Genomic DNA, 23,498 nt, shown 5'->3' with positions numbered 1-23,498 from the left:
TACACCGAAACCCCCCGCGGTTAGTCAAGAGAATGTCACGACCCGATTTCCGGTCGTTGTCCGGAAACCGGCTTCTGTTCGCGCGCATCGTCCCGTCCGGCGGCGTCGCCGAAGGTCGCCGAGGCGGTCGGCTCGCGGCCGCCGTTCGCGACGATCACCGCGACGTAGGGCAGGAACAGCGCGCCGACCACGAGGAGGATCACCAGCCAGACCGGCGCGCCCGCCACGGCGGCGAGGATCGCGCCGACGAAGCACCCGGTCCGCACCGCCATCGACATCAGGTAGCGGCGCTGGCGGTGGCCGATGTCCTCCGACATGGGGCGGGGGGCGTCGGTGACCGTGTAGACCGCCGGCGCGCGGTGGTGGTGGTGATTGACCCTCACGTTTCCACGGTAAGCCCAAGGCGTCCGACTGGCGACAGGAGTACGGGTCAAGACATGGGAGGAATGCCATGACCGATCGCACGTACCGGGTGACGGAGATCGTCGGGACCTCGCCGGAGTCGGTCGAGACCGCGATCCGCAACGGGATCCGGCGGGCCGCGCAGACCATCCGCCACCTGGACTGGTTCGAGGTGAAGGAGGTCCGCGGCCACATCGAGGACGGCGAGGTCGCCCACTTCCAGGTCACCCTCAAGGTCGGCTTCCGCCTCGAGGACACCTGACCGGCACCTGACCGGTACCTGACCGCCCGGCCGCCCCGCCGCCTGACGGCCCGCGCGGGGCGCTGAGCGCGCCGAGGACGCCTCGGCGCCCCGCGGCCCGCCCCGGCGCCCCGCCGGGCCGGGACGGGCCGCGCGAGCGGCGTCAGGACGCCTGCGACACCGTCGACATGTTGAAGTCGGGGACGCGCAGGGCGGGCATCGCGGCGCGGGTGAAGTAGTCCGACCACTCGCGCGGCAGCGTCGGGCCCGTCGAGCCGACCTCGGTGAGGCGGGACAGCAGGTCGACCGGGCTCTCGTTGAACCGGAAGTTGTTCACCGCCCCGACGACCTCGCCGCCCTCGACGAGGTACACGCCGTCGCGGGTGAGGCCGGTGAGCAGCAGGCTCTGCGAGTCGACCTCGCGGATGTACCAGAGGCACGTCAGCAGCAGCCCGCGCTCCGTGCGGGCCACCATGTCCTCCAGTGACGCGCCGCCGCCCGGCCCGGTCATCGTCAGGTTGTCGACGGCGGGGGTGAGCGGCAGCCCGGTGCGCTCGGCGGAGTGCCGGGTCTGGGTGAGCGCGGTGAGCGCGCCGTCGGCGATCCAGTCGGTGCGGCCGAGCGCGAGGCCGTTGTCGAACACCGACGACTCGCGGCTGGAGGCGTGCGCGATCACGAACGGGGCGCACTCCAGGCCGGGCGCGGCCGGGTCGCTGGACAGCGTGACGGGCAGGCTCGCGAGCTTCGCGCCGACGCGGGTGCCGCCGCCGGGTGCGCTGAACACGGTGCGCCCGTCCTGCGCGTCCTGAGCGCCCGCCGACCAGTACAGGTAGATCATCAGGTCGGCGACGGCGGACGGGGGCAGGACCGTCTCGTACCGCCCGGCGGGCAGGTCGACGCGCCGCTCGCCCCAGCCCAGGCGGCGGGACAGGTCGGCGGCGAGGGCCGGGACGTCCACGTCGGCGAAGTCGGCGGTGCCGACGCCCGTCCACGCCGAGCCGCCCGCGCCCTTGGCGTTCAGCTCCAGCAGCCCGGTCGGCTGGTCGTGGCGCAGTCGCAGCCCGCCGGAGCTGCCGACGAACGTCGAGGTCAGCTCGTGGTTGGCGAACCCGTACAGCCGCCGGTCGGCGGCGCTCGCCGCGGCGAACGCCTCCCCGAGCGCGGGCGCGACGCCCTCGAAGACGCCGATGCCGGTCTCGGCGGGTTCGTCGTCCCAGTTCGCGGACGCGTCGGCCGTGACGAGCGGCGCGGCGTCCTCGGCGGGCTCGTTGCCGGCGGCGTCGGCCTCGGCGGCGCGCACGAGGTCCTCGATCCCGTCGGCGCCGACCGCCGACCGGGACACCACGCCCGCGGCGACGCCGCCCCCGGTGTGCTTCAGCGCGATGACGGTGAGGCGGTTGGAGCGGGTGACGCCGTTGGTGGTGAGCGTGTTCCCGGCCCACCGCAGGTTCGCGGTGCTCGCCTCGTCGGCGATGACGACGCACTCGTCCGCGCGGGACAGCGCCAGGGCCCGCTCGACGGCGTCCTGCGGCCTGATCGTGCTCACTGTCCGGCCTCCTTCAGGGCGTTGAGGATGTTGACGCCGCGGAACAGCGCGGACGGGCAGCCGTGGCTGACCGGCGCGACCTGCCCCGGCTGGCCCTTCCCGCAGTTGAACGCGCCGCCGAGCACGTAGGTCTGCGGCCCGCCGACGGCCTCCATCGAGTTCCAGAAGTCGGTGGTGGTGGCCTGGTAGGCGACGTCGCGGAGCTGCCCGGCAAGGCGCCCGTTCTCGATCCGGTAGAAGCGCTGCCCGGTGAACTGGAAGTTGTACCGCTGCATGTCGATCGACCAGCTCTTGTCGCCCATGATGTAGATGCCGCGCTCGACGCCGGAGATCAGCTCGTCGGTGGACGGCCCGCCCTCGGCGGGCCGCAGCGACACGTTCGCCATCCGCTGGATCGGCATGCTGGACGCCGCGTCCGCGAACGCGCACCCGTTGGACCGGTCGGCGCCGGTGAGGCGGGCGATCCGCCGGTCGGTCTGGTAGCCGGTGAAGCGGCCCTCGGAGATGATGTCGAACGCCTGCGCCTGGACGCCCTCGTCGTCGTAGCCGATCGTCGCGAGGCCGTGCTCGGCGGTGCGGTCGCCGGTGACGTTCATGACCTTCGAGCCGTACTGGAGGTTCCCGAGCTTGTCGGGCGTGGCGAACGACGTCCCCGCGTAGGCGGCCTCGTAGCCGAGCGCCCGGTCCAGCTCGGTGGCGTGCCCGATCGACTCGTGGATCGTCAGCCACAGGTTGGACGGGTCGACCACCACGTCGTACACGCCCGGCTCCACCGACGGCGCGGCGAGCTTCTCGGCGAGCAGCTCGGGGATGCGGGCGAGCTCGCCGTCCCAGTCCCAGTGCGCGCCCGACAGCCACTCCCACCCGTACCCGGCGGGCGGCGCGAGCGTCCGCATCGTGTCGAACAGGCCGCCGGAGATGCCGACGGCGTTCACCACCGGGTGCAGCCGGACGCGCTGCTGCGTGGTGACCGTCCCGGCGAGGTCGGCGAAGAACTTGTTCTCCTTGACCTGGAGGAGGGTCGCGTCGACGTGGTCGACGCGGTCGTCGCCGAGCAGGCGGCGGCTCCAGTCGGCGAGCAGGGCGACCTTGTCGGCGGTGGGGACGGCGAACGGGTCGGTCTCGTAGGCCGACACCCACGTCCGCTCGCCGTGGACGGGCTCGGGCGCCAGCTCGATCGGCTCGCGGTTGACGGGCTTCGCGACGGCGGCGACCTCCACGGCCCGGGCGGCGACGCGGGCCGCGCCGTCCGGGGTGAGGTCGATGCCTGCGGCGAACCCCCACGTGCCGTCCTTGACGACCCGGACCGACAGGCCGACGTCGTCGGCGTCGAGGGCGGTCTCCAGGGCGGCGTCGTGCAGCCGGAGGGTCTGGCTGCGGATGCGTTCGAGGCGGAAGTCGGCGTGCTCCGCGCCGAGCTCGCGCGCGCGGGCGAGGGCCGCGTCGGCCAGCGCGCGGAGCGGAAGCGAGAGGAAGGTTGGATCGATGTCATGCACCCTTGGCAACCTACCCGCCGCGCCCACGCGGGATACCGTGTGGGACATGCGGGTGAGGCCGTGCGGGACACGCGGGTGAGACCGCGCGGGACGCCGAACAAACGGGGTGCGCGGATCTTGTCGGGTCGGTACATCCGCAGCCCCGCCCGGTGCCGCTAGGGTCGAGCCGCAGCCACAGCGGAACAGTCGGTGAAATGCACGGACGTGCAGCAGACGAGAGGGTCGTGATGAGTCGCTCTGTCCTCGTGACCGGGGGGAACCGGGGCATCGGCCTCGCGATCGCCCGGGAGCTCGCCGCGGCGGGCGACGCGGTCGCCGTCACCTACCGGTCGGGCGAGCCCCCCGAGGGGCTGTTCGGCGTGCGGTGCGACGTCACCAGCGCCGAGGACGTCGACGCCGCGTTCGGGAAGGTCGAGGCGGAGCAGGGCCCGGTCGAGGTGCTGGTCGCCAACGCCGGGATCACCAAGGACACGCTCCTCGCCATCATGAGCGAGGACACGTTCACCTCCGTCCTGGACACGAACCTGACGGGCGCGTACCGGGTCGCCAAGCGCGGCGTGAAGGGCATGATGCGCAAGCGGTCGGGGCGGATCGTCCTGGTCTCCTCGGTCGTGGGGCTGATGGGCTCGCCGGGGCAGTCCAACTACGCCGCGTCCAAGGCGGGCCTGGTCGGCTTCGCCCGGTCGCTCGCCCGCGAGCTCGGCTCGCGCGGCATCACGGTGAACGTGGTGGCGCCGGGGTTCGTCGACACCGACATGACGGCCGTGCTGACCGAGGACCAGCAGAAGTCGATCACCGCGGCGGTGCCGCTCGGCCGGATCGCGCGGCCGGAGGAGATCGCGAAGGCGGTGCGGTTCGTGGCGAGCGAGGACGCCGCCTACATCACCGGGGCCGTGATCCCGGTGGACGGCGGCCTCGGCATGGGGCACTGACGGGGAATGGGGCACTGAGGGACATGGGGCACTGACGGTCATGGGCATTCTCGAAGGCAAGCGGATCCTGGTCACCGGCGTCCTCACCGACGCGTCGATCGGCTTCCACATCGCGCGGGTCGCGCAGGAGCAGGGCGCGGAGGTGGCGCTGACCGCCTACCCGCGGCCGACGCTGACGCAGCGGACGGCGAAGCGGCTGCCGTCCGGTCCCGACTCGCCGCCCCCGGTGATCGAGCTGGACGTGACGAGCTCCGAGCAGCTCGGCGCCCTCGCCGGGAACCTGCGCGAGCACGGCTTCGATCACCTGGACGGCGTCGTCCACGCGATCGCGTTCGCGCCGCAGACGGCGCTCGGCGGCACGTTCCTGGACACGCCGTGGGAGGACGTCGCGACGGCCGTGCACGCGTCGACGTACTCGCTGAAGTCGCTGACGATGGCGTGCCTGCCGCTGATGAAGGACGGCGGGTCCGTCGTCGGGCTCGACTTCGACGCGTCCAAGGCGTGGCCGGTGTACGACTGGATGGGCGTGGCGAAGGCCGGGCTGGAGTCGTGCTCCCGCTACCTCGCCAAGTACCTGGGCCCGCAGGGCATCCGGGTGAACCTCGTCGCCGCGGGCCCGCTCGCGACGATGGCGGCCAAGAGCATCCCCGGGTTCGAGGGGCTGACGGAGATCTGGGCGCAGGCGGCACCCCTCGGTTGGGACCTCAAGAACAGCGAGCCCACGGCGCGCGCGTGCGTGGCGCTTCTGTCGGACTGGTTCCCGGCGACGACGGGCGAGATCGTCCACGTGGACGGCGGCCTCCACTCGGTCGGCGCCCCCGCCATGTAGCGCGGCCGCACGAGCCTCTGAACGCGAGGAGAGGCCCCTCCCACCGCGCGGGAGGGGCCTCTCGGCCGTCCGGCCGCGCACGGCCGGACGGCCGTCTCCGGGGCCGTCAGCGGCGGGCCGGGGCGGCGCGGCGGCGCAGGGCGCGGCCCGCGACGCTGAAGTGCAGCGCGGCGACGGCTCCGGCGGCCCCGGCCGCCGCGGCGACCCACGGCGTGCGGGCGGCCCCGCCGTCCTCGGCGGCGGCGACGGGGGAGACGAGGCGGGTCCGCGGCGTGCCGGACGTCTGGTAGACGTCCGGGTCGGCGACCTCCGGCGGCGGCAGGACGCCGGGCGGGGCGACCGTCCCGGACGGCGGCGCCGCGCCCCCGTAGGGACGCAGGCCGCGCGCGTCGGTCATCGTGGACGGCGGCGGAGCGCCGCGCGGCGCGGCCCGCCGGGGCGGCGTCCGCGCGGGCGCCTTGTGCGGCGTGGTCTTCGAGGTCTTCTTCGGCGGGGCGGGGCTCGCGGGCTTGGTCGGGGCGGGCGTCGGCGCCGCCGGGCTCTTCGGGAGGATCGCCTCGCGCAGGTTGCCGAGGTTGCACTTCCAGTTCTCGATGGTGCTCGCCGGGTCGGTGCCCTTCTTGCAGACCTCCGCCGCCGCCGCGTCGGCCGGTCCCGCGGACAGGACCAGGACGATCGCGCCGGCCGAGACCGCCGCCGAAGCCGAACCGAGCCGCACGAGCCGCTGGGGCATGTGGTCCTCCACCCGATGCCGTCCCTCACCCTTGTTGACATCGTGTCCCATAAGAGGGGGCGGGTAAACCCGGCCACGGCGCTTTCTTTGCTCCGCCGCGACCCTCGGGGCCCCTACTGCACGACGAGCCTCGCGAGGCGGGTGCGCCGTCCGGGCGCGTCCTCCTCGCGGACGGCCCTGGCGAGCGCGGGCCCGGCGGCCTGCACGACCGACAGGTGCCGCCGCGCCAGCCCGAACGCGGTGGCCACGAGCGGCCGGGACAGCCCGTCCGGCGTCAGGACGGCGACGACGCCGGGGCGGCGCGTCCCGCGCGCCAGCGCGACCGGCACCGCCCACCCGTGCCGGAGCCGCGCGGCGTCGGCGGGCGCGACGACGGCCGCGCCGCCGGGGAACTCGACGTCGAGGCCGTGCGGTCCGCCGCCGGTGACGACGCCGGTCTCGCCGGTCGGGGCGCAGGGGAGCGGCGCGGCGACGACGACGCGGTCGCCCGGGTCGAGGCCCGCGAACCGTCCGGGGCCGGGGTTCAGCCGGGCCTTGAGCGCCGCGTTGAGCGCGGCGGCGCCCGCGTCGCCGCCCGCGGCGGGCGCCACGACCTGGACGTCCTCCGCCGGGATGCCGAGCGCGCGGGGGATCGAGTCGGTGACGAGCTGCACGGCCCGGTGCACGGCCTCGCCGGGGCTCTCCGCCGGGACGATGACGACCTCGCGGCCGGGGGCGTCCACGGCGGCGAGGTCCCCGCCGCGCACCGCCTCGGTCAGCGCGGCCAGCGGGCCGGACGGCGCCGCGTCCAGCGTCACCACCGGGACGGTCTCGGACGCCTCAAGGTCGTCCAGCGGGCGCCCGGGACCGGCGGGCGGCGGCGCGCCCGGCTCCGCGCACAGCACGAGGTGCGCGCCGTCGGGGCACGCCTCGACCAGCACGGCGCACAGCTCGACGTCGAGCGCCGCCGCGTCGGCGACGACGACCAGGTCGAGGTCGAAGGGCTCGCGCTCGCCGCGCCCGTAGACGACGGCGCCGGGCGCGGCGGACGGGTCCTCGCGCGGCTCCAGCAGCCGGTGCAGGCTCGCCACCGTCACCCCCTCGGCGCCGAGGTCGGTCGCGAGGTCGGTCGCGAGTTCGGTCGCGAGGTCGGCGGCGGCGCGGTCGGTGGGCGCCGCCACCGCGACCCGCAGGCCCCGGCCGGCGGCGGCGGAGGCGAGGCCGAGCGCGGCGCGCTCCAGGTCGCCGGGCGCGCCGCGCAGGACGCTCACCCCGGTGCGCAGCGCGGCGGTGAGCGCGAGCGAGCGGTCCTCGGGCAGGCCGTCGCGCAGCTCCTTGACGGCGGCGTCGTCCAGCAGCGGGACGGCGGTGAGCGTCAGCCGCTGGAAGCCCTCGGCCGCCGCCTCCTCCGCGAGCGCCCACCGCGCCGGGCCGAGCGTCTCCTCCGGCTCGGGCGGCTCGGCGTCCTCGGCGAAGGACTCCTCGTCGAACTCGGGCTCCTCGGTGAGGGCGAGGACGTCCGCCTCGTCCAGCGCGGCCTCGACGGCCCCGCGCGGGTCGCCGACCCGCACGCGCTCCAGCGCCGCCACGACGTCCGCCGCGGGCGTCACCGTGTGCCCGCCGCGCGCCGCCTCCGTCAGCAGGTGCAGGACGAGCGCCCGGCCGCGCCGGGGGTCGTCCGGCCGCGCGGCGTCGCCGAGCACGGCGCGGGCGAAGTGGTCGGCCTGGCGGGGCGCGACGCCGGGGACGCGCAGCAGCCGCCACGGGTCGTCGCGGAGCCGGCCGGCGGCGCCCGGTCCGAGGCGGGCGGCGGCGCGGGCGGCGAGCGGCGCGGGCACGCCCGTCGCGGCGAACAGCTCGGCGAGGGCGGGGAGGCCGTCCCGCGCCGCCGCCCCGCCGTCGCGGGGCGCGGGCGCGCGGTCCTCCTCGGGCTCCGGGGCCCTCTCCGGGACGGTCGCGGCGGCGGCCTCGGCGGCGCGCATCGCCGCGGCGGCGCGCGCCGCCCGCTCGGCGCGGGACGGGCCGCCGTCCCCATCGGGGGCGGGGCGGGGTGTGTCGGTCACGGGCTTCCCGTAGCGGTGTCGGAGACGTCGTCGAGCGCTGCCCGGATCTCGTTCGGCAGCGTGAGGTCCTCGCTCTCCAGTATCGCGCCGAGCTGCGCCGCCGTGCGCGCCCCGACGATCGGCGCGGCGACGCCCGGCCGGTCGCGGACCCAGGCGATCGCGACCGCGAGCGGGGAGCGGCCGAGGCCCTCGGCGGCGGTCACCACCGACTCGACGATCCGGGAGCACTCCTCGTCCAGGTACGGCTTGACGAACTCGGAGTAGTGCGCGGCGGCGGCGCGCGACCCGGCGGGGATGCCGGTGCGGTACTTGCCGGTGAGCACGCCCCGCCCGAGCGGCGACCACGGCAGCAGCCCGGCCCCGGCGTCCAGCGCGGCGGGCACCACCTCCCGCTCGATGTCGCGGCTCAGCAGCGAGTACTCCAGCTGCGCGGACACGACCGGGGCGCGGCCCGGCCAGGCGCGCTGCCACGCGGCGGCCTTCGCCACCTGCCAGCCCGCGTAGTTCGACACGCCGACGTAGCGGGTCCGGCCGGACGCGACGGCCTCGTCCAGCGCGGACAGCGTCTCCTCCAGCGGCGTCGCCGGGTCGTAGACGTGGAGCTGCCACAGGTCGACGTGGTCGAGGTCCAGGCGGTCCAGCGAGGCGTCGAGGGCGCGGAGCAGGTGCCGCCGGGACCCGTCGTAGCGCCCGTTGGGCCTGATCGCGGCCTTGGTGGCGACGACGAGGCCGTCCCGGTCGACCAGCTCGCGCAGCAGGTGCCCGAGGATCCGCTCGCTGTCGCCGTCGTTGTACACGTCGGCGGTGTCCACCAGCGTGCCCCCCGCCTCGGCGAACGCGACGAGCTGCGCCGCCGCCTCGTCCGGCTCGGTGTCCTGGCCCCAGGTCATGGTGCCGAGGCCCAGCCGGGACACCAGCAGCCCGCTCCGCCCGAGGTGACGCTCCTTCATAGGCGGCAAATGTAGCGGTCCGCGGCCCGGCTGTTGCCGCCGCCCGCCGCCGCGCTAGGGTGCGCGACCATGGCGCCACCTCCCTTTTCGAAGTACTCCCCGGACGCGCCGGACGGCGGCGGCGCGCCGGGCGCGGCGCCCGCGTTCGGCGCCGGGCCGGGCGACGACCCCGGCTACCTCGCGTCCCTGCGCGGCCGCACGGAGCTCGGCCGCGTGCGCCTGCTGATGCTCGCCCTCGCCGCCGCGCCGGTGCTGATCCTGGCGATCACGCCGCTGATCGTCGTCGGCGGCCCGGACGACCCGGCGCCCTGGCTGTTCGCCCCGCTCGTCGCCGCCGCCGCGACCGCCGCGCTGGCCGGGCCGCGCACGCCGCGCCCGATGGCGCCGGAGGACGACCCGCGCCGCGCCGCCGCCACCGCGCTGCCGCTGTTCCGGCAGGCGGTGCTGACGCGGTTCGCGCTCGCCGAGGCCGTGATCGTGCTCGGCATGCCGCTCTCGCTCGCCGGGAACAGCGAACTGGTGTTCGCCGCCGGGTTCGTCCTCGGGTACCCGCTGCTGCTGTGGCTGGCCCTGCCCACCCGCGGCGGCGTCGAGCGGCTGCGCCGCAGGCTGGAGTCGCGGGGCGCCGAGTCGCACCTGTGGGCCGCCCTGCTCGCCGAGCCCGCGCCGCACGGCGCCGTCCCCCGCGACACCGTCCCCCGCGACACCGCGGACTAGAGCCAGCCGCTCTTGCGCAGGCGGCGGAACAGCAGTGTGCACGCCACCGCCATCGCCACGATGACCAGCGGGTATCCGTACCTCCAGTGGAGCTCCGGCATCTGGTTGAAGTTCATGCCGTAGATCCCGGCGATCGCGGTCGGCACCGCGATGATCGCCGCCCACGCCGAGATCTTCCGCATGTCCTCGTTCTGCCGTTTGCCGAGCAGCGCGAGATGCGCCGTCAGGACGCTGTTGAGCAGCTCGTTGTGCGCGTCGACCTGCTCGTCCACGCGCAGCAGGTGGTCGAGGACGTCGCGAAAGTACTCGCGGGTCGAGCCGCACTCGGCGACCCGGCCCTTCACGATCTCCGTCAGCACCGGGACCAGCGGGTCCTCCGCGCCGCGGAACTCCAGCACCTCCCGCTTCAGGGAGTAGACGTCCTCGGTGACGTCGCGCGCCTGCGGGTCGAACACGGCCCGCTCCAGCCCGATGATGTCGACCTCGACCTCGTGCGCGACGACGCCGTAGCGGTCGACGACCTCGTCGCACACCGCGTACAGCACGCTCGTCGCGCCGTGCTTCAGCATCTCGGGGGAGTCCTCCAGCCGCTTGCGGACGGTCCCGAGCGGGTTCCCCGCGCCGTGCCGGACGGTGACGACGAAGTCCGGGCCGAGGAACACCATGATCTCGCCGACCTCGATGTCGGACGTCTCGTCGATGTAGGTCAGCGTCTTCAGCACGATGAACAGCGTGTCGTCGTAGCGCTCCAGCTTCGGCCGCTGGTGCGCGGACACGGCGTCCTCGGCGGCCAGGGGATGCAGCTGGAGCTCGTCCCTGACCAGCTCGAACTCGTCCTCGTCGGGTTCGAACAGCCCGATCCAGACGAAGCAGTCGCCCTCCTCGCGGGCGAGGTCGAACGCGTCGCTGATGTCGCCCTCGATGTCGCGGCGGGTCCCGTCGGCGTAGATGGCCTTGTCCACGATCACAGCCCGCATTGTCGCGCATCCGGGGCGCGCCCGCGCCGTGCCGGGACGTTCCGTGATCTCTTAGAGTGGCCGGTGTGACCACCCTTCTCCTGGTGCGGCACGGCCTGACCGCGATGACCGGCCCGGTGCTGGCCGGCTGGACGCCCGGCGTCCGCCTCGACGAGCGCGGCCGCGCGCAGGCCGCCGCGCTCGCCGCCCGCCTCGCGCCGCTGCCGCTCGCCGCCGTCGTCGCGAGCCCCCTCGACCGCTGCGCCGAGACCGCCGAGGCCGTCGCCGCCGGCCGGACCGGCCCCGCCGGGAAGGTCGAGACCGACGACCGGTTCGGCGAGGTCCGCTACGGCGACTGGACCGGCCGCCCCCTCAAGGAGCTGGCCGAGGAGCCGCTCTGGCGGGTCGTGCAGGCCCACCCGAGCGCCGTCCGGTTCCCCGGCGAGGACGGGGAGTCGCTCGCGGGCGCGCAGCACCGCGCCGTCACCGCCGTCCGCGACTGGAACCGGCGGATCGCCGCCGAGCACGGGCCCGACGCCCTCTACGCCGTGTGCAGCCACGGCGACATCATCAAGGCGGTCGTCGCGGACGCGCTCGGCCTCCACCTCGACCAGTTCCAGCGGATCCAGGCCGACCCCGCCTCGCTCACCGTCATCCGGTACACCGAGACGCGGCCGTTCGTCGTCCGCGTCAACGACACCGGCGGCGACGTCGCCGCCCTCGTTCCGGAACCGCCGGGGGAGGGTTCCGGAAAAGCCGGACTCGGGCCGGGGGACGCGCCGGTCGGCGGCGGCGCGTAGGGTCGGTGTCATGCCCGTCATCTCCTACGACCCGCCGGAGCGGTTCGTCGCCGGCGCCGTCGGGCGTCCCGGCGACCGGGCCTTCTACCTGCAGGCGCGCTCCGGCCGCCGGGTCACCAGCGTCGGACTGGAGAAGTTCCAGGTCACGCTGCTGGCCGAACGGCTGGAGGAGTTGCTGGACGAGGTGCTGCGGCGCAGCGGCGGCGAGGCCCCGGTGCCCGCGGTCACGCCGTCCGAGCTGCTCGACGACGGCCCCCTCGACCAGCCCGTCGAGGAGGAGTTCCGGGTCGGCACCATGGCCCTCGCCTGGGACCCCGACGACGAGCAGGTCGTCATCGAGGCGCAGGAGGTCACCGAGACCGAGGAGGAGGCCGAGGTCGGCGAGGACGACCCCGCCATCGCCGTGCTCCGCGTCCGGATCAGCGCCGCCCAGGCCCGCGCGTTCGCCGAGCGCGCCCTGAAGGTCGTCGCCGCCGGGCGCCCGCCCTGCCCCCTGTGCGGCCTGCCCCTCGACGCCGAGGGCCACGTGTGCCCCCGGCAGAACGGATACCTGGGCTGAGATGGCGACCCGTTGTGCTGGATCATGGACGGCGCGGCCGGGAGAATGAGGCCATGACGCAGTCCTCCCGCGACCGGGCCCCCGCCGGCGACGCCGCCGGGCAGGGCGCGTCCGAACGACCCGTCCACCCCCGGGACGTCGCCGCCGCCGAGGAGCTGCTGTCGGCCGGGCGGCTCGGCGTCGAAGGGCGGCTCGTCCAGGCGTCCAACGCCACCCTGTACTGCTCCATCGAGCACGACGGGCGCACCGCCGCCTGCGTCTACAAGCCCGTCGCGGGCGAGCGCCCCCTCTGGGACTTCCCCGACGGCACCCTCGCCGAGCGGGAGGTCGCCGCCTACGAGGTGTCCAAGACGATGGGGTGGGGGACCGTCCCGCCGACCGTCCACCGCGACGGCCCCTACGGGCCCGGCATGGTCCAGCTCTGGGTCGAGCCCGACCCCGACATCGACCTCGTCGGCCTGTCCCGCTCCGACGACGACGCCATCCGCCGCATGGCCGTCTTCGACGCCGTCGTCAACAACGCCGACCGCAAGATCGGCCACCTGCTGCCCCCCGGCGACGGGCACGTCTACGGCTGCGACCACGGCGTGTGCTTCTCCGTCGAGTACAAGCTGAGGACCGTCCTCTGGCAGTGGCGCGGCAAGCAGCTCACCGCCGAGGCCCTCGACGCGCTCGGCCGCGTCCACGCCGCCCTGCGCGGCGGGCCCCTCGCCGCCCGCCTCGCCGAACTCCTCACCCCCGCCGAGGTCGACGCCACCCGGCGGCGCGTCGAGCTGATGCTCAAGCACCGCATCCACCCGTACCCGCCGGAGGACTGGCCCGCGATTCCCTGGCCGCCCCTTTAGTGTGGGGGGGCGACCCCCCACGCCCCCCGGCTGCGCGCTCGGGTCTCCTCGCTTCGGTCGCTGGCGCTCCCTCCGCTGCGGGGACGCGGCGCGCCGGGCATTGCCGCTGCGCTCGCTGGCGCTCGCTCCGCGGCCCTGCCCGTGGCGCTGGCTGAGGTCTCGTCCAAGAGGGGTTCCGCACTGTTCGGCTGGGTGGGACCCGGGGGTGTGGACGGAATGTCGCTGGTGTTGGAATTGGGGGATGTGTACGGCGATCGTTCATGTTGATCCGGGTTCTGTGGTGCCTGTCCTTGTTGTGGGGGTCCGGGATGAGTTCGTTGCCCGATCCTGGGAGGCGCCGGGGGCCCATTGGGGCGATCGGCCTTCGGTCATCGGCGGGCGGGATCTGCGGGCCGGAGGGACTTGGCTCGCTGTGGAGCCGGGGGTGCCCCGGGTCGCCACCGTGCTCAACGGGCGGGGGCGGATGGCTGATGAGGAGGGGCGCGTCTCGCGGGGGGAACTGCCCCTGCTGGTCGCTTCTGAGGGGAAGTTGGGGGAGCTCGATCTTCGGGCCTTCGATCCGTTCCATCTCTTGGCGGCCGAGCCCGGGCGGGTTCGGTTGTGGAGCTGGGACGGGGGTGAGGTGAGCGAGCGGGAGCTCGGGGCCGGGCTCCATGTGATCGTCAACAGCGGGCTTGAGGGGGAAGGGCAGCTCGAAGGGGCCACCGAAGACGCCTACATGGCGGCGCGCCTCGCCTACTTCCGGCCTCGGCTGGAGGCCGTGGGGCGGCCCACGCCCGGGTTCGAGGAGCCTGTGGGCGTGGCCTGGGGGGAGTGGCTGCCGCTCGTGAACGGGGACGGGCTGCCGCGGGCGGATCACCGGGCGCTGCTCCCGCTGCTCGACCTCGGGGACGGGCGGGTCTGGGGGACCACGTCCGTCAGCCTCGTGGCCCTGCGGCGGGACGGGGTGCGCTACGACTTCTCCGCCGCGCCGGGCGACGCCGGGGCCTGGAAGCGCGTGCTGTAGCCGTTTTCCGCCGAGTGGGCACGGGCGCATGACGCTCGGTGCTAGGTTTGCTACTCATCGCGATCTTCGTGGGGCGGCGGGGACCGCCCGGTCACCGGCAGACGGGGAGTGCGGCGGATGGCAGGTGGGGCACGGGGGCAGGGCGACGTCCTTCCCGTCTTACCGCGGTCGCCGGATCGGGGCGCCGCCCCGCCGCCGGTGCGGGGGCGCACCCCGGTGCAGATCGCCTGGACGCGGTTCCGCCGCGACCGGGCCGCCGTCGCCGCCCTCGCCGTCCTGTTCGCGGTCGGGCTGTTCGCGCTGCTCGCGCCGCTGTGGGCGCACCTGACCGGGCACCCCTACGACGCCACGTTCCCGGCCACCGGGCTCGACGTCGACGGGCAGCCGCGCGGGCCGGGCGCCGAGTTCCCGCTCGGCGCCGACCAGCTCGGCCGCGACGTCCTCGTCCGCGCCGCCTACGGCACCCGGATCTCCCTGGTCGTCGGGATCTGCGCGGCGCTGCTCGCGTCCGTCGCGGGGACGGCCGCCGGGACGTTCGCGGGGTTCGCGGGCGGCCTCACCGACACCCTTCTCGCCCGGTTGATGGACATGACGCTCGCGCTGCCCTACCTGCTCGTCGCGATCACGCTGGCGACGACGTTCCAGGTCTCCTCCGCGGGCGCCGGGCTCGCCATGACGACCCTGGTGATCGCCTTCTTCTCGTTCGCGGCGTTCGGCCGGGTGATCCGCGGGCAGGTGCTCGCGCTGCGGCGGCGGGAGTTCATCGAGGCGGCCCGCGCGGCCGGGTCGTCCAACGCGCGGATCATGCTGGCCGACGTCCTGCCGAACCTCGCCGCGCAGGTCACCGTGCTGACCTCGCTGCAGATCCCGGCGGCGATCGGGTTCGAGGCGACGCTGTCGTTCCTCGGCGCGGGCGTGCGGCCGCCGATGCCGAGCCTCGGCTCGATGCTCGGCGAGGGCGGCGACGTGTTCCGCACGGCGTGGTGGCTGCTCGCCGTCCCCGGGGCGCTGCTGCTGCTGACCACGCTGTCGTTCAACCTGATCGGCGACGGGATCCGCGACGCGCTCGGCCCGGGCGGCCGGGCCCGGCGCGGGAGGTGACCGGGGCCGTGCCGCGCCACGTCCTCCGCCGCCTGCTGTACTCGGTCACCGTGCTGTGGCTCGTGTCCACGCTGGTGTTCGTGTTCCTGCACGTGTCGCCGGTCCCGGTGGAGCGGGTGATCGGCGGGCCGCGGGCGACCGCCGAGACCCTCGCCCGGATCCGCACGGGCCTCGGGCTGGACCGGCCCGTCCTCGTCCAGTACTGGCGGTTCGCCGAGCGGCTGCTGCGCGGCGACCTCGGCGACTCCTACGTCAACGGGACGCCGGTGTCCGCGCTGATCGCCGAGCGGCTCCCGACGACGCTGTGGCTCGTCGGCGGCGCGGCGTGCCTGTGGTCGGCGGGCGGCGTCGCGCTCGGCGTGCTGAGCGCCACCCGCGCGCGCAGCCTGTGGGACCGGGCCGCCACCGTGTTCGTGCTGGTCGGGCTGTCCACGCCGCCGTTCGTGCTGGCGCTCGTGCTGCTGTACGCCTTCGCGACGGGGCTCGACCAGGCGGGCGTCCACCTGTTCGAGGCGGGCCCGCCGATGCAGGAGCACTTCCTGCGCCGGATGACGCTGCCGTGGATCGCGCTGGCGCTGCTGATGCTCGCGTCCTACACCCGCCTCACCCGCGGCGCGATGCTGGACGTCCTCGGCGAGGACTACGTCCGCACCGCCCGCGCGAAGGGGCTGCCGGAGCGGCGGGTCGTCCTGCGACACGGGCTGCGCGCGGCGCTGACCCCGGTCGTCACCCAGTTCGGCGTCGACCTCGGCGCGCTCGTCGGCTCCACCGTCGTGACCGAGAAGGTGTTCGGGCTGCAGGGCGTCGGCCAGCTCGTCTACCAGTCCATCGCGGCGGGCGACACCCCGGTGATCATCGGGGTGACGCTGACCGTGACGCTGTTCGTGATCGCCGCGAACCTGCTGGTCGACATCGGGTACTCCGTCCTCGACCCGCGCGTCCGGTCCGGGTGAACCCGGCATGCCGGGCACCGGGCGGCGCTTGGTGCGATCTCGCCGCGAACCCGCCGGGAGCGCATGGCTAAGCTTTCGATATGCGATCGTGGTCGGCACCCGAAGTCCCCAGCCTCCCCGCGTCGGGGCTGCCCGCGGCGGCCAGGCCGCTCAGCCTCCACGACACCGGGACGGGGACGACCCGGCCCACGTCCCCCGGCCCGACCGCCCGCATGTACGTGTGCGGGATCACCCCCTACGACGCGACGCACCTCGGCCACGCCAACACCTACGTGGCCTTCGACCTCGTGAACCGCTTCTGGCGGGACCTCGGGCACCGCGTCCACTACGTCCAGAACGCCACCGACGTCGACGACCCCCTCCTGGAACGTGCCCGCGACACCGGGCAGGACTGGCGCGCCCTCGCCGACCGGGAGATCCAGCTCTTCCGCGACGACATGACGGCGCTGCGCGTGCTGCCGCCGGACCACTACGTCGGCGCGGTCGAGGCGATCCCGCTGATCGTCGAGATGATCGAGAAGCTGCGCGGCCGGGACGCCGCCTACGAGGTGGCCGGCGACGTGTACTTCCCCGTCGCCTCCGACCCGTCGTTCGGGCAGGTCAGCCGCCTCACCCGGGACGAGATGGCGCCGCTGTTCGCCGAGCGCGGCGGCGACCCGGGCCGCGACGGCAAGCGCGACCCGCTCGACCCGATGCTGTGGATGGCGCGGCGCCCCGGCGAGCCCGGCTGGGAGTCGCCGTTCGGGGAGGGCCGCCCCGGCTGGCACGTGGAGTGCTCGGCGATCTCCATCGAGTACCTCGGGATGGCGTTCGACGTGGAGGGCGGCGGCTCCGACCTGGCGTTCCCGCACCACGAGATGAGCGCGTCCCACGCCCAGGTCGCCACCGGCGAGCGGCCGCACGCCCGCGCCTACGTCCACGCGGGCATGGTCGGGCTGGACGGCGAGAAGATGTCCAAGTCGCGCGGGAACCTCGTGTTCGTGTCGAAGCTGCGGCAGGCCGGCACCGACCCGATGGCGATCCGGCTGGCGCTGCTCGCGCACCACTACCGCGCCGACTGGGAGTGGACGGACGCGGGCCTCGCCGAGGCGGTCGCCCGGCTCGACCGGTGGCGCGCCGCCGTGGCCCGGCCGTCCGGCCCGCCCGCGGAGCCCGTGGCCGCCGCCGTCCGCGCCGGGCTCGCCGACGACCTGGACGCCCCGGCCGCGCTCGCCGCCGTCGACGCCTGGGCCGCCGCCGACGGGGCGGACGAGTCGGCGCCGGAGCGGGTCGGGGCCGTCGTCGACGCGCTCCTCGGCGTCGCGCTCTAGCCTCGGCGGGTCATCTCAGGACGTAGCAGTCCCAGTCGGACGGGGTGGCGGCGTCGCCGCGCAGCCGCGCCTCGGCGTCGGGCGCGTACTGCGACGCGCACACCGTCGTCATCGTGATCGGGGTGTCGACGCCGATGTCGCCGTTCCGCGGCACGCAGTACCACTTGCTGACCCGGTAGACGGCGTTCCGGTCGCGCGCCCCGCAGTAGCGGTCCGGGTCGGGGGAGCCGAGCACGACCCGCTTCGGCGGCGGGTCCGAGGACGGCGGCGGCCGCCCGGTCCCGCCCCCGCCGCCGGGGCGCGTCCCCCCGCTCGGGCTCGGCCGCGGCGGCGCCGCCGCCGTCGTGGACCGGCCGGGGCTCGGCCGCGCCGACGACGGCCTCGACGCGGTGGCCGTGCCGGGGACGGTCACGCGGTCCTCGCCCTGCGGCCCGCCCGCCTCGGGCGGCGTGTCGGGCGGACGGTCCAGCAGCGTGTATCCGGCCGCCCCGGCGAGGGCGGCGGCCGCGAACGCGGCGACGGCGGCGCCGATCGCGCGCCCCCACCTGCGGCGGCGCGGCCCACGGGGGCCGTCGCGCGCGGTGTCCGGGGCGGTCTCGGTGGGCGCGGGCGGCAGCGTGTCCGAGCCGCCGCCGTCCTGCGGCGGGGGAGGAGGCTGCGGCGCGGGCGGGGCGGCGGCCGCGGCGGCGGTGTCGAAGGCGTCCTCGTGCCCGACGAGCCGCAGCAGGAGCTGCGCCGCCGTCGGCCGCGCCGCCGGGTCCTTGGCGAGGGACGCGCCGACCAGCTCGCGCAGCTCGCCGTCCAGGCCGCCGAGGTCGGGCTCGTGGTGCAGCACCCGGTACATCACCGCCGGGATGGAGTCGGACCCGAACGGCGGGCGGCCCGTCGCCGCGAACGTGATCGTCGCGCCCCACGCGAACACGTCGACGGCGGCGCCGACGTCCTGCCCGGACACCTGCTCGGGCGCCATGTACGCGGGGGTGCCGACGGCGCGGCTGCTGACGGCGCTCGCCGCGTCCAGCACCCGCGACAGCCCGAAGTCGATCACGCGGGGGCCGTCCGGGCCGAGCAGGACGTTGTGCGGCTTCAGGTCGCGGTGCACGATCCCGGCGCGGTGGATGGCGGTGAGCGCGCTCGCGGTGCTGACGGCGAGCCGGTCCAGCGCGCCGCCGGCGAGCGGCCCGTCCCTCGACACGGTCCGGTTCAGCGCCTCGCCCGGGACGTACTCGCTGACGAGGTACGGGGTGTCCCCGGCGACCTCGGCGTCGAGGAACTGGGCGGTGCAGAACCGGGCGACCTGCTTCGCGACCTCGGCCTCCCGGACGAACCGGGCCCGCGCGGTGTCGTCGTCGTCGAACTGGACCCGCAGCAGCTTGACCGCGACGTGCTCGCCGTCCACGCCCTCGCCCAGGTAGACGGTGCCCTGCGCGCCCGAGCCGAGGCGGCCGAGCAGCCGGTAGCGGCCCAGGCGCGGCGGGTCGTGCGCCCGCAGCGGCTGTGCGTCCGGCACCGGCGCTTCCTCCCCGTTCCCCTCGTGCTGGCTCGTGCTGGCTGGCGTGACCCGTCAGAGTAGGGCCGCCAGCCTATACACGGCCAGCCAGGGGCGACGCCCGCCGCCGGGGCGGTCAGCCGGGGTCGCGGCGGCGCAGGTACCGCTCGAACTCGCGGGCGATGGCGTCGCCGCTCGCCTCGGGCAGCTCGGTCGCGTCCTTCTGCTCCTCCAGCGTCCGGACGTACTCGGCGACCTCCGAGTCCTCCTCGGCGAGCTCGTTGACGCCGTTCTCCCAGGCCCGCGCCTCCTCGGGCAGCTCGCCCAGCGGGACGGTGACGTCCAGGAGGTCCTCGACGCGGCGCAGCAGCGCGAGCGTCGCCTTCGGCGACGGCGGCTGCGCCACGTAGTGCGGGACGGCCGCCCACAGCGACACGGTGTCGAGCCCCGCCTTGGCGCACGCGTCCTGCAGGACGCCGAGGATGCCGGTCGGCCCCTCGTAGCGGGCGGGCTCCAGGTTCAGGGTGTTGACCAGCCCCGCCTCGGACGCCGCTCCGGTCACCGGCACGGGACGCGTGTGCGGCGCGTCCGCGAGCAGCGCCCCGAGCAGGACGACGTTGCGGACGTCCAGCTCCAGCATCAGCCCGACCAGCTCCCGGCAGAACGACCGCCACCGCATGTTCGGCTCGATCCCGTGCAGCAGGACGACGTCCTTGCCGCCGGGCAGCCGCGCCCACGACACGCGGGTCGTGGGCCAGGTGATGCCGCGGGTCTCGCCGTCGGTCATCTCCACGATCGGGCGGGTGACCTGGAAGTCGTAGTAGTCGTCGGGGTCGAGTTCGGCGACCGGCACGGCCTCCCAGGCGGCCTCCAGATGCGAAATGACCCCGCTCGCGGCCTCCCCGGCGTCGTTCCATCCCTCAAAGGCGGCCACGAGCACCGGATCGACCAGTTCCGGCAGGTTCTCGATCTCGACCACGCGCTGCCTCCTTCCGACGCCTGGGTACAGCGTCACCGACGGGGGCCGTCATTCCCGGGGGCGGGGGCCCCGCTCATGATCGGTGGCTGTCAGCCTACGTCCTGACGGTGACCTACCCCACCCCCGCCGGACCAGACGCCCCCGCGCTACGCCCGCGGCGGAATGGGCACGGAACGCACAGCCCCCGGCGTCACCGCCCGCGCGGGGTGGTGTGCGCGATCAGCACGTCGCAGGGGGCCCGGTGCGACAGGTTCGCCGGGACGGACCCGAGGATGCGCCCGGCGAGGCTGTTCAACCCGCGGTTCCCGACGACGACGAGGTCGGCGCCGCGCTCCTTCGCCAGCCTGCTGATCACGTCGACGGCGTCGCCCTCCACCGCGACCTGGTCGATGTCGCGGGCGCCCGCGGCGACGGCCCGCTCCCGGGCGGCCCGCAGCGCGTCGTCGGCCGGCGTGGACCCCTGCACCTTGTACGCCAGGTCGCCGAGCCGGTCGGCGGCGCTCGCCCGCTCCCGCTCCGGCATCGGGCTGTAGGCGCTGGCGAGCAGGAGCGCGGCGCCGGTCGCGGCGGCGAGCTGGGCGGCGCGGTCGACGGCGCGGAACGAGGAGTCCGAACCGTCGGTGCCGACGAGGATGATGCGGTACGCGCTCATGCCGATCCTTACCGGGTAGTAGTTTACTGGTGGCACGGTATCGGTCCGGTGACCCGCACGTCACCGTCTCTTTGCACACGGCGTCTATTAGGGGGAGCGACGTGACCCGAGGTGGCCCGCGGGCGGTCCTGTTCGACATGGACGGGCTGCTCATCGACTCCGAGCGCGTGTGGCTGGAGGTCGAGACCGAGGTGATGGCCTGGCTCGGCGGCGAGTGGAGCCCCGCCCACCAGGAGCGGCTCGTCGGCGGCTCGCTCGCCATCGCCGTCGACTACATGCTGGAGCTGACGGGCTCGGACGCCCCGCGCGAGGAGATCGGCGGGCGGATGCTGGACGGCATGGTCGAGCGCCTGAGCACCTGCGTCCCGATGATGCCCGGCGCGAAGGACCTGCTCGCCGAGATCCGCGCGGCCGGGGTCCCGGCGGCGCTCGTGTCCTCCAGCCACCGGCGGCTCATCGAGCCGGTGCTGGACGCGGTCGGCCGCGAGCACTTCGCGCTCAGCGTCGCGGGCGACGAGGTGGCCCGCACCAAGCCCGACCCCGAGCCGTACCTGACGGCCGCCGCCCGGCTGGGCGTCCCGCCGGGGGAGTGCGTCGTCCTGGAGGACTCCCCGAACGGCGTCGCGGCGGCGGAGGCGGCGGGCTGCGTCACGGTGGCGGTGCCGAACGTCCTGCCGATCCCGCCCGCGCCGGGGCGGACGGTGGTCGCGTCGCTGCGCGAGGTGAGCCTCGCGACGCTGCGGTCGCTGCCCGCGTTCGCCGCCGGGGCGTGACGGCCCGGCTCACAGCCCGGCCGGAGGGCCGTCCCGACGCCCAACCGTTGCGGGATGTTGACCGATATGCGCCATTCGCCCATCTCGTCCCCGGTAGGGGATGCATCGGAGGCGGTAGCGGCCCCTGATACCGGCGGGGCGGTCCCTAGGGGACGGGTCCCGCCGGAGGAGGAGGGACACATGTGGGCAAACCGTCCGCCCGGAGGATCGGAAAGGCCCCTGGACGTGTGACGATGGGAGGAGCACCACCGTGACGAGTGAGGGGCCGGCATGAGCGACGCAGCCATTTTCGCGATCAGCCTCGGGGTGACCGTGCTGGGGCTGGTCATCAGCTGGGGGGTCTACCGCCGCCGGGGCGCGGGCACGGCCCTGCGCGGGGTCGCGCTGTCCCTGGTGCCGCTCGCGGCGGCGCTCACCGGGGTCACCGAGTTCTTCGTCGACCTCGCCTTCAGCCCGGTCAAGTGGGCGGGCGTCGCGCTGGCGGGGCTCGCCGTGGTGCTCTACATGGCGTCCGGGGCGATGATGAGCCGCCGCGCGTCCGGCGGCGACGCCGGCGGCGGCCGGGCCGCCGAGGACGGCGGGCGCAAGTCCGCCGGGCGGTCGCGCAAGCCGAAGGGCGCGGTGGAGGGTCCCGCCCGGGGCGGCGGCGACCCCGAGATGGCGGAGATCGAGAAGATCCTGCGCGACCGCGGCATCTCCTGACCGCGGCCCGGCCGCCTCCGGGCGGCGGGCCGCCTTCCGAACGTCGACGGCGGGCCGGGACGTCCCCACGCGGGGGCGCCCGGCCCGCCGTTTCTTGCGCGGACGCGGCTGACCTGCGGAGGAACGGTCTCGGAACGGACTCGGTACGGTAAAGCTTTCCGGTCTAGACCGGTTTTCGGTTGCTGGGCACGACGTGGGCGTACGTACTATTCGGGCGATTTGTCCGATGCGGAGTCGGCACGCGTGTTCCCCAGATGACGACGAGATCACAAGTCAGATACGGGTACTGGCGAAGGTCGCTTCACGGATGGACAGTCGTGCCCGAAGGACTACGTTTCCCTTCAGCGAACGCGGCGTAACGGGCACGGGGGCAGCGGATGATCTCCGCGGCCGCCGGTCACACGCCGGCGGCAGGGCCGAACCAGTGGCCGGACGGTAGGAGGTATGGAGCGTGGCCGCACCCATCGAGGTGAGCGGGTCCGACACCGAGGCACAACCGGAATCGGTACTTGCCGGAGTCGACCGCAAGAAGATCCAGGGGCGCTCCCTAGGCCAGATCGCGTGGATGCGGTTGAAGCGCGACAAGATCGCCCTCACCGGCGCGGTCGTGGTCCTCGTGCTGATCCTCATCGCGATCGTGGGCCCGTACTTCGTGCAGGACCCCCTGGCGTACCACCAGAACCTGATCGACCCGACCTACAACCGCCCAAAGAGCGGCTTCTGGCACTCGGGCATCAGCGGCGACCACCTGCTCGGCGTGGAGCCCGGCACCGGGCGCGACATGCTCGCCCGCATCGTCCACGGCGCCCGGATCTCGCTGCTCGTCTCGTTCCTCGCGACCCTCATGTCGGTCGTCATCGGCACGATCATGGGCATCACCGCCGGCTACTTCGGCGGCTGGGTCGACTACGTGATCAGCCGCGCGATGGACGCCTTCCTCGCCTTCCCGCTGCTGCTCTTCGCGATCGCGCTGGTCGGCGTCGTCGCGGACGGCGCGTTCGGGCTGAGCGGCAACGGCCTGCGCGTCTCGGTGCTGGTCGTGGTCATCGGGTTCTTCAACTGGCCCTACATCGGCCGCATCATCCGCGGCCAGACGCTGTCGCTGCGCGAGCGCGAGTTCGTCGACGCGGCCCGCAGCATGGGCGCCCGCAACTCCTACGTGCTGTTCAAGGAGATCCTGCCGAACCTGGTCGCGCCGATCCTCGTCTACTCGACGCTGCTGATCCCGACCAACATCCTGTTCGAGGCGGCGCTGTCGTTCCTCGGCGTCGGCGTCATCCCGCCGAAGCCGTCCTGGGGCGGCATGCTCACCCTGGCGGTGCCGATCTACTCCTCGGACCCGATGTACATGATCATCCCCGGTATGGCGATCTTCATCACGGTCCTCGCCTTCAACCTGTTCGGTGACGGGTTGCGGGACGCTCTCGACCCTCGGTCAAGGTGACTCGGGTTCCTTCCGACCCGTCTATTTGAAGGGGTGCGCCT

At 74.7% G+C, this 23,498-nt stretch carries 24 protein-coding genes; 14 read left to right on the top strand and 10 right to left on the bottom strand.

Annotated elements, in window-relative coordinates; all coding sequences use genetic code 11:
- Positions 1-35: 35 nt before the first annotated feature.
- Positions 36-383: a DUF3099 domain-containing protein gene (locus ACH01S_RS07435; RefSeq protein WP_067886858.1), complete on the bottom strand. Its 348-nt coding sequence runs from the start codon at positions 381-383 to the stop codon at positions 36-38.
- A gap of 68 nt (positions 384-451) precedes the next feature.
- Between ACH01S_RS07435 and ACH01S_RS07430 the strand changes: the two genes are divergently transcribed.
- A complete protein-coding gene (locus tag ACH01S_RS07430) occupies positions 452-664 on the top strand; it encodes a dodecin (protein ID WP_067886855.1) in 213 nt (70 codons plus the stop codon).
- Between the two features lie 142 nt (positions 665-806).
- On the opposite strand, the gene ACH01S_RS07425 is transcribed toward ACH01S_RS07430, so the two are convergent.
- Both ACH01S_RS07425 and ACH01S_RS07420 read right to left on the bottom strand, forming a co-directional pair.
- Positions 807-2,180, bottom strand: coding sequence for a metallopeptidase TldD-related protein (locus ACH01S_RS07425; protein ID WP_083980443.1), 1,374 nt, complete (start codon positions 2,178-2,180; stop codon positions 807-809).
- A gap of 5 nt (positions 2,181-2,185) precedes the next feature.
- Complete coding sequence (locus tag ACH01S_RS07420; protein WP_218010175.1) at positions 2,186-3,685, bottom strand: TldD/PmbA family protein; 1,500 nt, start codon at positions 3,683-3,685, stop codon at positions 2,186-2,188.
- Between the two features lie 227 nt (positions 3,686-3,912).
- Here ACH01S_RS07420 and ACH01S_RS07415 point away from each other — a divergent pair, with 227 nt between their 5' ends.
- Positions 3,913-4,617, top strand: a complete 705-nt coding sequence (locus ACH01S_RS07415) for a beta-ketoacyl-ACP reductase (RefSeq protein WP_067886847.1) — start codon at positions 3,913-3,915, stop codon at positions 4,615-4,617.
- Positions 4,618-4,657: 40 nt separating this feature from the next.
- Positions 4,658-5,446 carry an enoyl-ACP reductase FabI gene (gene fabI, locus ACH01S_RS07410; protein ID WP_067886844.1) on the top strand — a complete coding sequence of 263 codons (789 nt, stop codon included), beginning with the start codon at positions 4,658-4,660 and terminating at the stop codon, positions 5,444-5,446.
- Between the two features lie 106 nt (positions 5,447-5,552).
- Here fabI and ACH01S_RS07405 read toward each other — a convergent pair whose 3' ends face one another.
- The 3 genes from ACH01S_RS07405 to ACH01S_RS07395 form a co-directional block, all read right to left on the bottom strand.
- Entirely contained in the window at positions 5,553-6,179 is a 627-nt protein-coding gene (locus ACH01S_RS07405) for a hypothetical protein (protein WP_067886842.1), read from the bottom strand.
- A 113-nt stretch (positions 6,180-6,292) separates the two neighbouring features.
- Positions 6,293-8,221 (bottom strand): helix-hairpin-helix domain-containing protein, encoded by a 1,929-nt coding sequence (locus tag ACH01S_RS07400; protein ID WP_246237154.1) that lies wholly within the window; start codon positions 8,219-8,221, stop codon positions 6,293-6,295.
- The gene (locus tag ACH01S_RS07395) at positions 8,218-9,171 is read right to left on the bottom strand and encodes an aldo/keto reductase (protein WP_067886840.1); all 954 of its coding nucleotides are present in this window, start codon (positions 9,169-9,171) and stop codon (positions 8,218-8,220) included. Before ACH01S_RS07395 ends, ACH01S_RS07400 begins: the two co-directional genes overlap by 4 nt.
- 69 nt (positions 9,172-9,240) lie before the next feature.
- Between ACH01S_RS07395 and ACH01S_RS07390 the strand changes: the two genes are divergently transcribed.
- Positions 9,241-9,888 carry a hypothetical protein gene (locus ACH01S_RS07390; RefSeq protein ID WP_067886838.1) on the top strand — a complete coding sequence of 216 codons (648 nt, stop codon included), beginning with the start codon at positions 9,241-9,243 and terminating at the stop codon, positions 9,886-9,888.
- Here ACH01S_RS07390 and corA read toward each other — a convergent pair.
- Complete coding sequence (gene corA, locus ACH01S_RS07385) at positions 9,885-10,856, bottom strand: magnesium/cobalt transporter CorA (protein ID WP_067886835.1); 972 nt, start codon at positions 10,854-10,856, stop codon at positions 9,885-9,887. The genes ACH01S_RS07390 and corA overlap by 4 nt on opposite strands.
- 74 nt (positions 10,857-10,930) lie before the next feature.
- On the opposite strand from corA, the gene ACH01S_RS07380 reads away from it, so the two are divergent.
- The 7 genes from ACH01S_RS07380 to mshC all read left to right on the top strand — a co-directional run bounded on the left by ACH01S_RS07380 (position 10,931) and on the right by mshC (position 17,418).
- The gene (locus ACH01S_RS07380) at positions 10,931-11,644 is read left to right on the top strand and encodes an MSMEG_4193 family putative phosphomutase (RefSeq protein WP_067886831.1); all 714 of its coding nucleotides are present in this window, start codon (positions 10,931-10,933) and stop codon (positions 11,642-11,644) included.
- 10 nt (positions 11,645-11,654) lie between these two features.
- Entirely contained in the window at positions 11,655-12,203 is a 549-nt protein-coding gene (locus ACH01S_RS07375; protein ID WP_067886827.1) for a DUF3090 domain-containing protein, read from the top strand.
- 53 nt (positions 12,204-12,256) lie between these two features.
- Positions 12,257-13,048: an SCO1664 family protein gene (locus ACH01S_RS07370; protein WP_067886824.1), complete on the top strand. Its 792-nt coding sequence runs from the start codon at positions 12,257-12,259 to the stop codon at positions 13,046-13,048.
- A gap of 241 nt (positions 13,049-13,289) precedes the next feature.
- Positions 13,290-14,054, top strand: a complete 765-nt coding sequence (locus tag ACH01S_RS07365) for an NRDE family protein (protein ID WP_067886821.1) — start codon at positions 13,290-13,292, stop codon at positions 14,052-14,054.
- A 117-nt stretch (positions 14,055-14,171) separates the two neighbouring features.
- Positions 14,172-15,155, top strand: a complete 984-nt coding sequence (locus ACH01S_RS07360; RefSeq protein WP_083980426.1) for an ABC transporter permease — start codon at positions 14,172-14,174, stop codon at positions 15,153-15,155.
- 8 nt (positions 15,156-15,163) lie between these two features.
- Positions 15,164-16,108, top strand: a complete 945-nt coding sequence (locus ACH01S_RS07355) for an ABC transporter permease (RefSeq protein WP_067886816.1) — start codon at positions 15,164-15,166, stop codon at positions 16,106-16,108.
- 80 nt (positions 16,109-16,188) lie between these two features.
- Complete coding sequence (mshC, locus tag ACH01S_RS07350; protein WP_067886813.1) at positions 16,189-17,418, top strand: cysteine--1-D-myo-inosityl 2-amino-2-deoxy-alpha-D-glucopyranoside ligase; 1,230 nt, start codon at positions 16,189-16,191, stop codon at positions 17,416-17,418.
- Between the two features lie 10 nt (positions 17,419-17,428).
- On the opposite strand, the gene ACH01S_RS07345 is transcribed toward mshC, so the two are convergent.
- The 3 genes from ACH01S_RS07345 to ACH01S_RS07335 form a co-directional block, all read right to left on the bottom strand.
- Complete coding sequence (locus ACH01S_RS07345) at positions 17,429-18,928, bottom strand: serine/threonine-protein kinase (RefSeq protein WP_067886810.1); 1,500 nt, start codon at positions 18,926-18,928, stop codon at positions 17,429-17,431.
- A 115-nt stretch (positions 18,929-19,043) separates the two neighbouring features.
- Positions 19,044-19,886 carry a PAC2 family protein gene (locus tag ACH01S_RS07340; RefSeq protein ID WP_067886807.1) on the bottom strand — a complete coding sequence of 281 codons (843 nt, stop codon included), beginning with the start codon at positions 19,884-19,886 and terminating at the stop codon, positions 19,044-19,046.
- A 190-nt stretch (positions 19,887-20,076) separates the two neighbouring features.
- Positions 20,077-20,538, bottom strand: coding sequence for a universal stress protein (locus ACH01S_RS07335; RefSeq protein ID WP_067886805.1), 462 nt, complete (start codon positions 20,536-20,538; stop codon positions 20,077-20,079).
- Positions 20,539-20,639: 101 nt separating this feature from the next.
- Between ACH01S_RS07335 and ACH01S_RS07330 the strand changes: the two genes are divergently transcribed.
- The 3 genes from ACH01S_RS07330 to ACH01S_RS07320 all read left to right on the top strand — a co-directional run bounded on the left by ACH01S_RS07330 (position 20,640) and on the right by ACH01S_RS07320 (position 23,457).
- Positions 20,640-21,311, top strand: coding sequence for an HAD family hydrolase (locus tag ACH01S_RS07330; RefSeq protein ID WP_083980425.1), 672 nt, complete (start codon positions 20,640-20,642; stop codon positions 21,309-21,311).
- A gap of 270 nt (positions 21,312-21,581) precedes the next feature.
- Positions 21,582-22,013: a hypothetical protein gene (locus tag ACH01S_RS07325; RefSeq protein WP_067886798.1), complete on the top strand. Its 432-nt coding sequence runs from the start codon at positions 21,582-21,584 to the stop codon at positions 22,011-22,013.
- 451 nt (positions 22,014-22,464) lie between these two features.
- Complete coding sequence (locus ACH01S_RS07320) at positions 22,465-23,457, top strand: ABC transporter permease (RefSeq protein ID WP_067886795.1); 993 nt, start codon at positions 22,465-22,467, stop codon at positions 23,455-23,457.
- Positions 23,458-23,498 lie beyond the last annotated feature (41 nt).

The organism is Actinomadura chibensis NBRC 106107 (assembly GCF_001552135.1).
Classification (GTDB): domain Bacteria; phylum Actinomycetota; class Actinomycetes; order Streptosporangiales; family Streptosporangiaceae; genus Spirillospora; species Spirillospora chibensis.
Note: the sequence above shows the minus strand (reverse complement) of the source record. Positions and strands in the feature narration are given on the sequence as shown.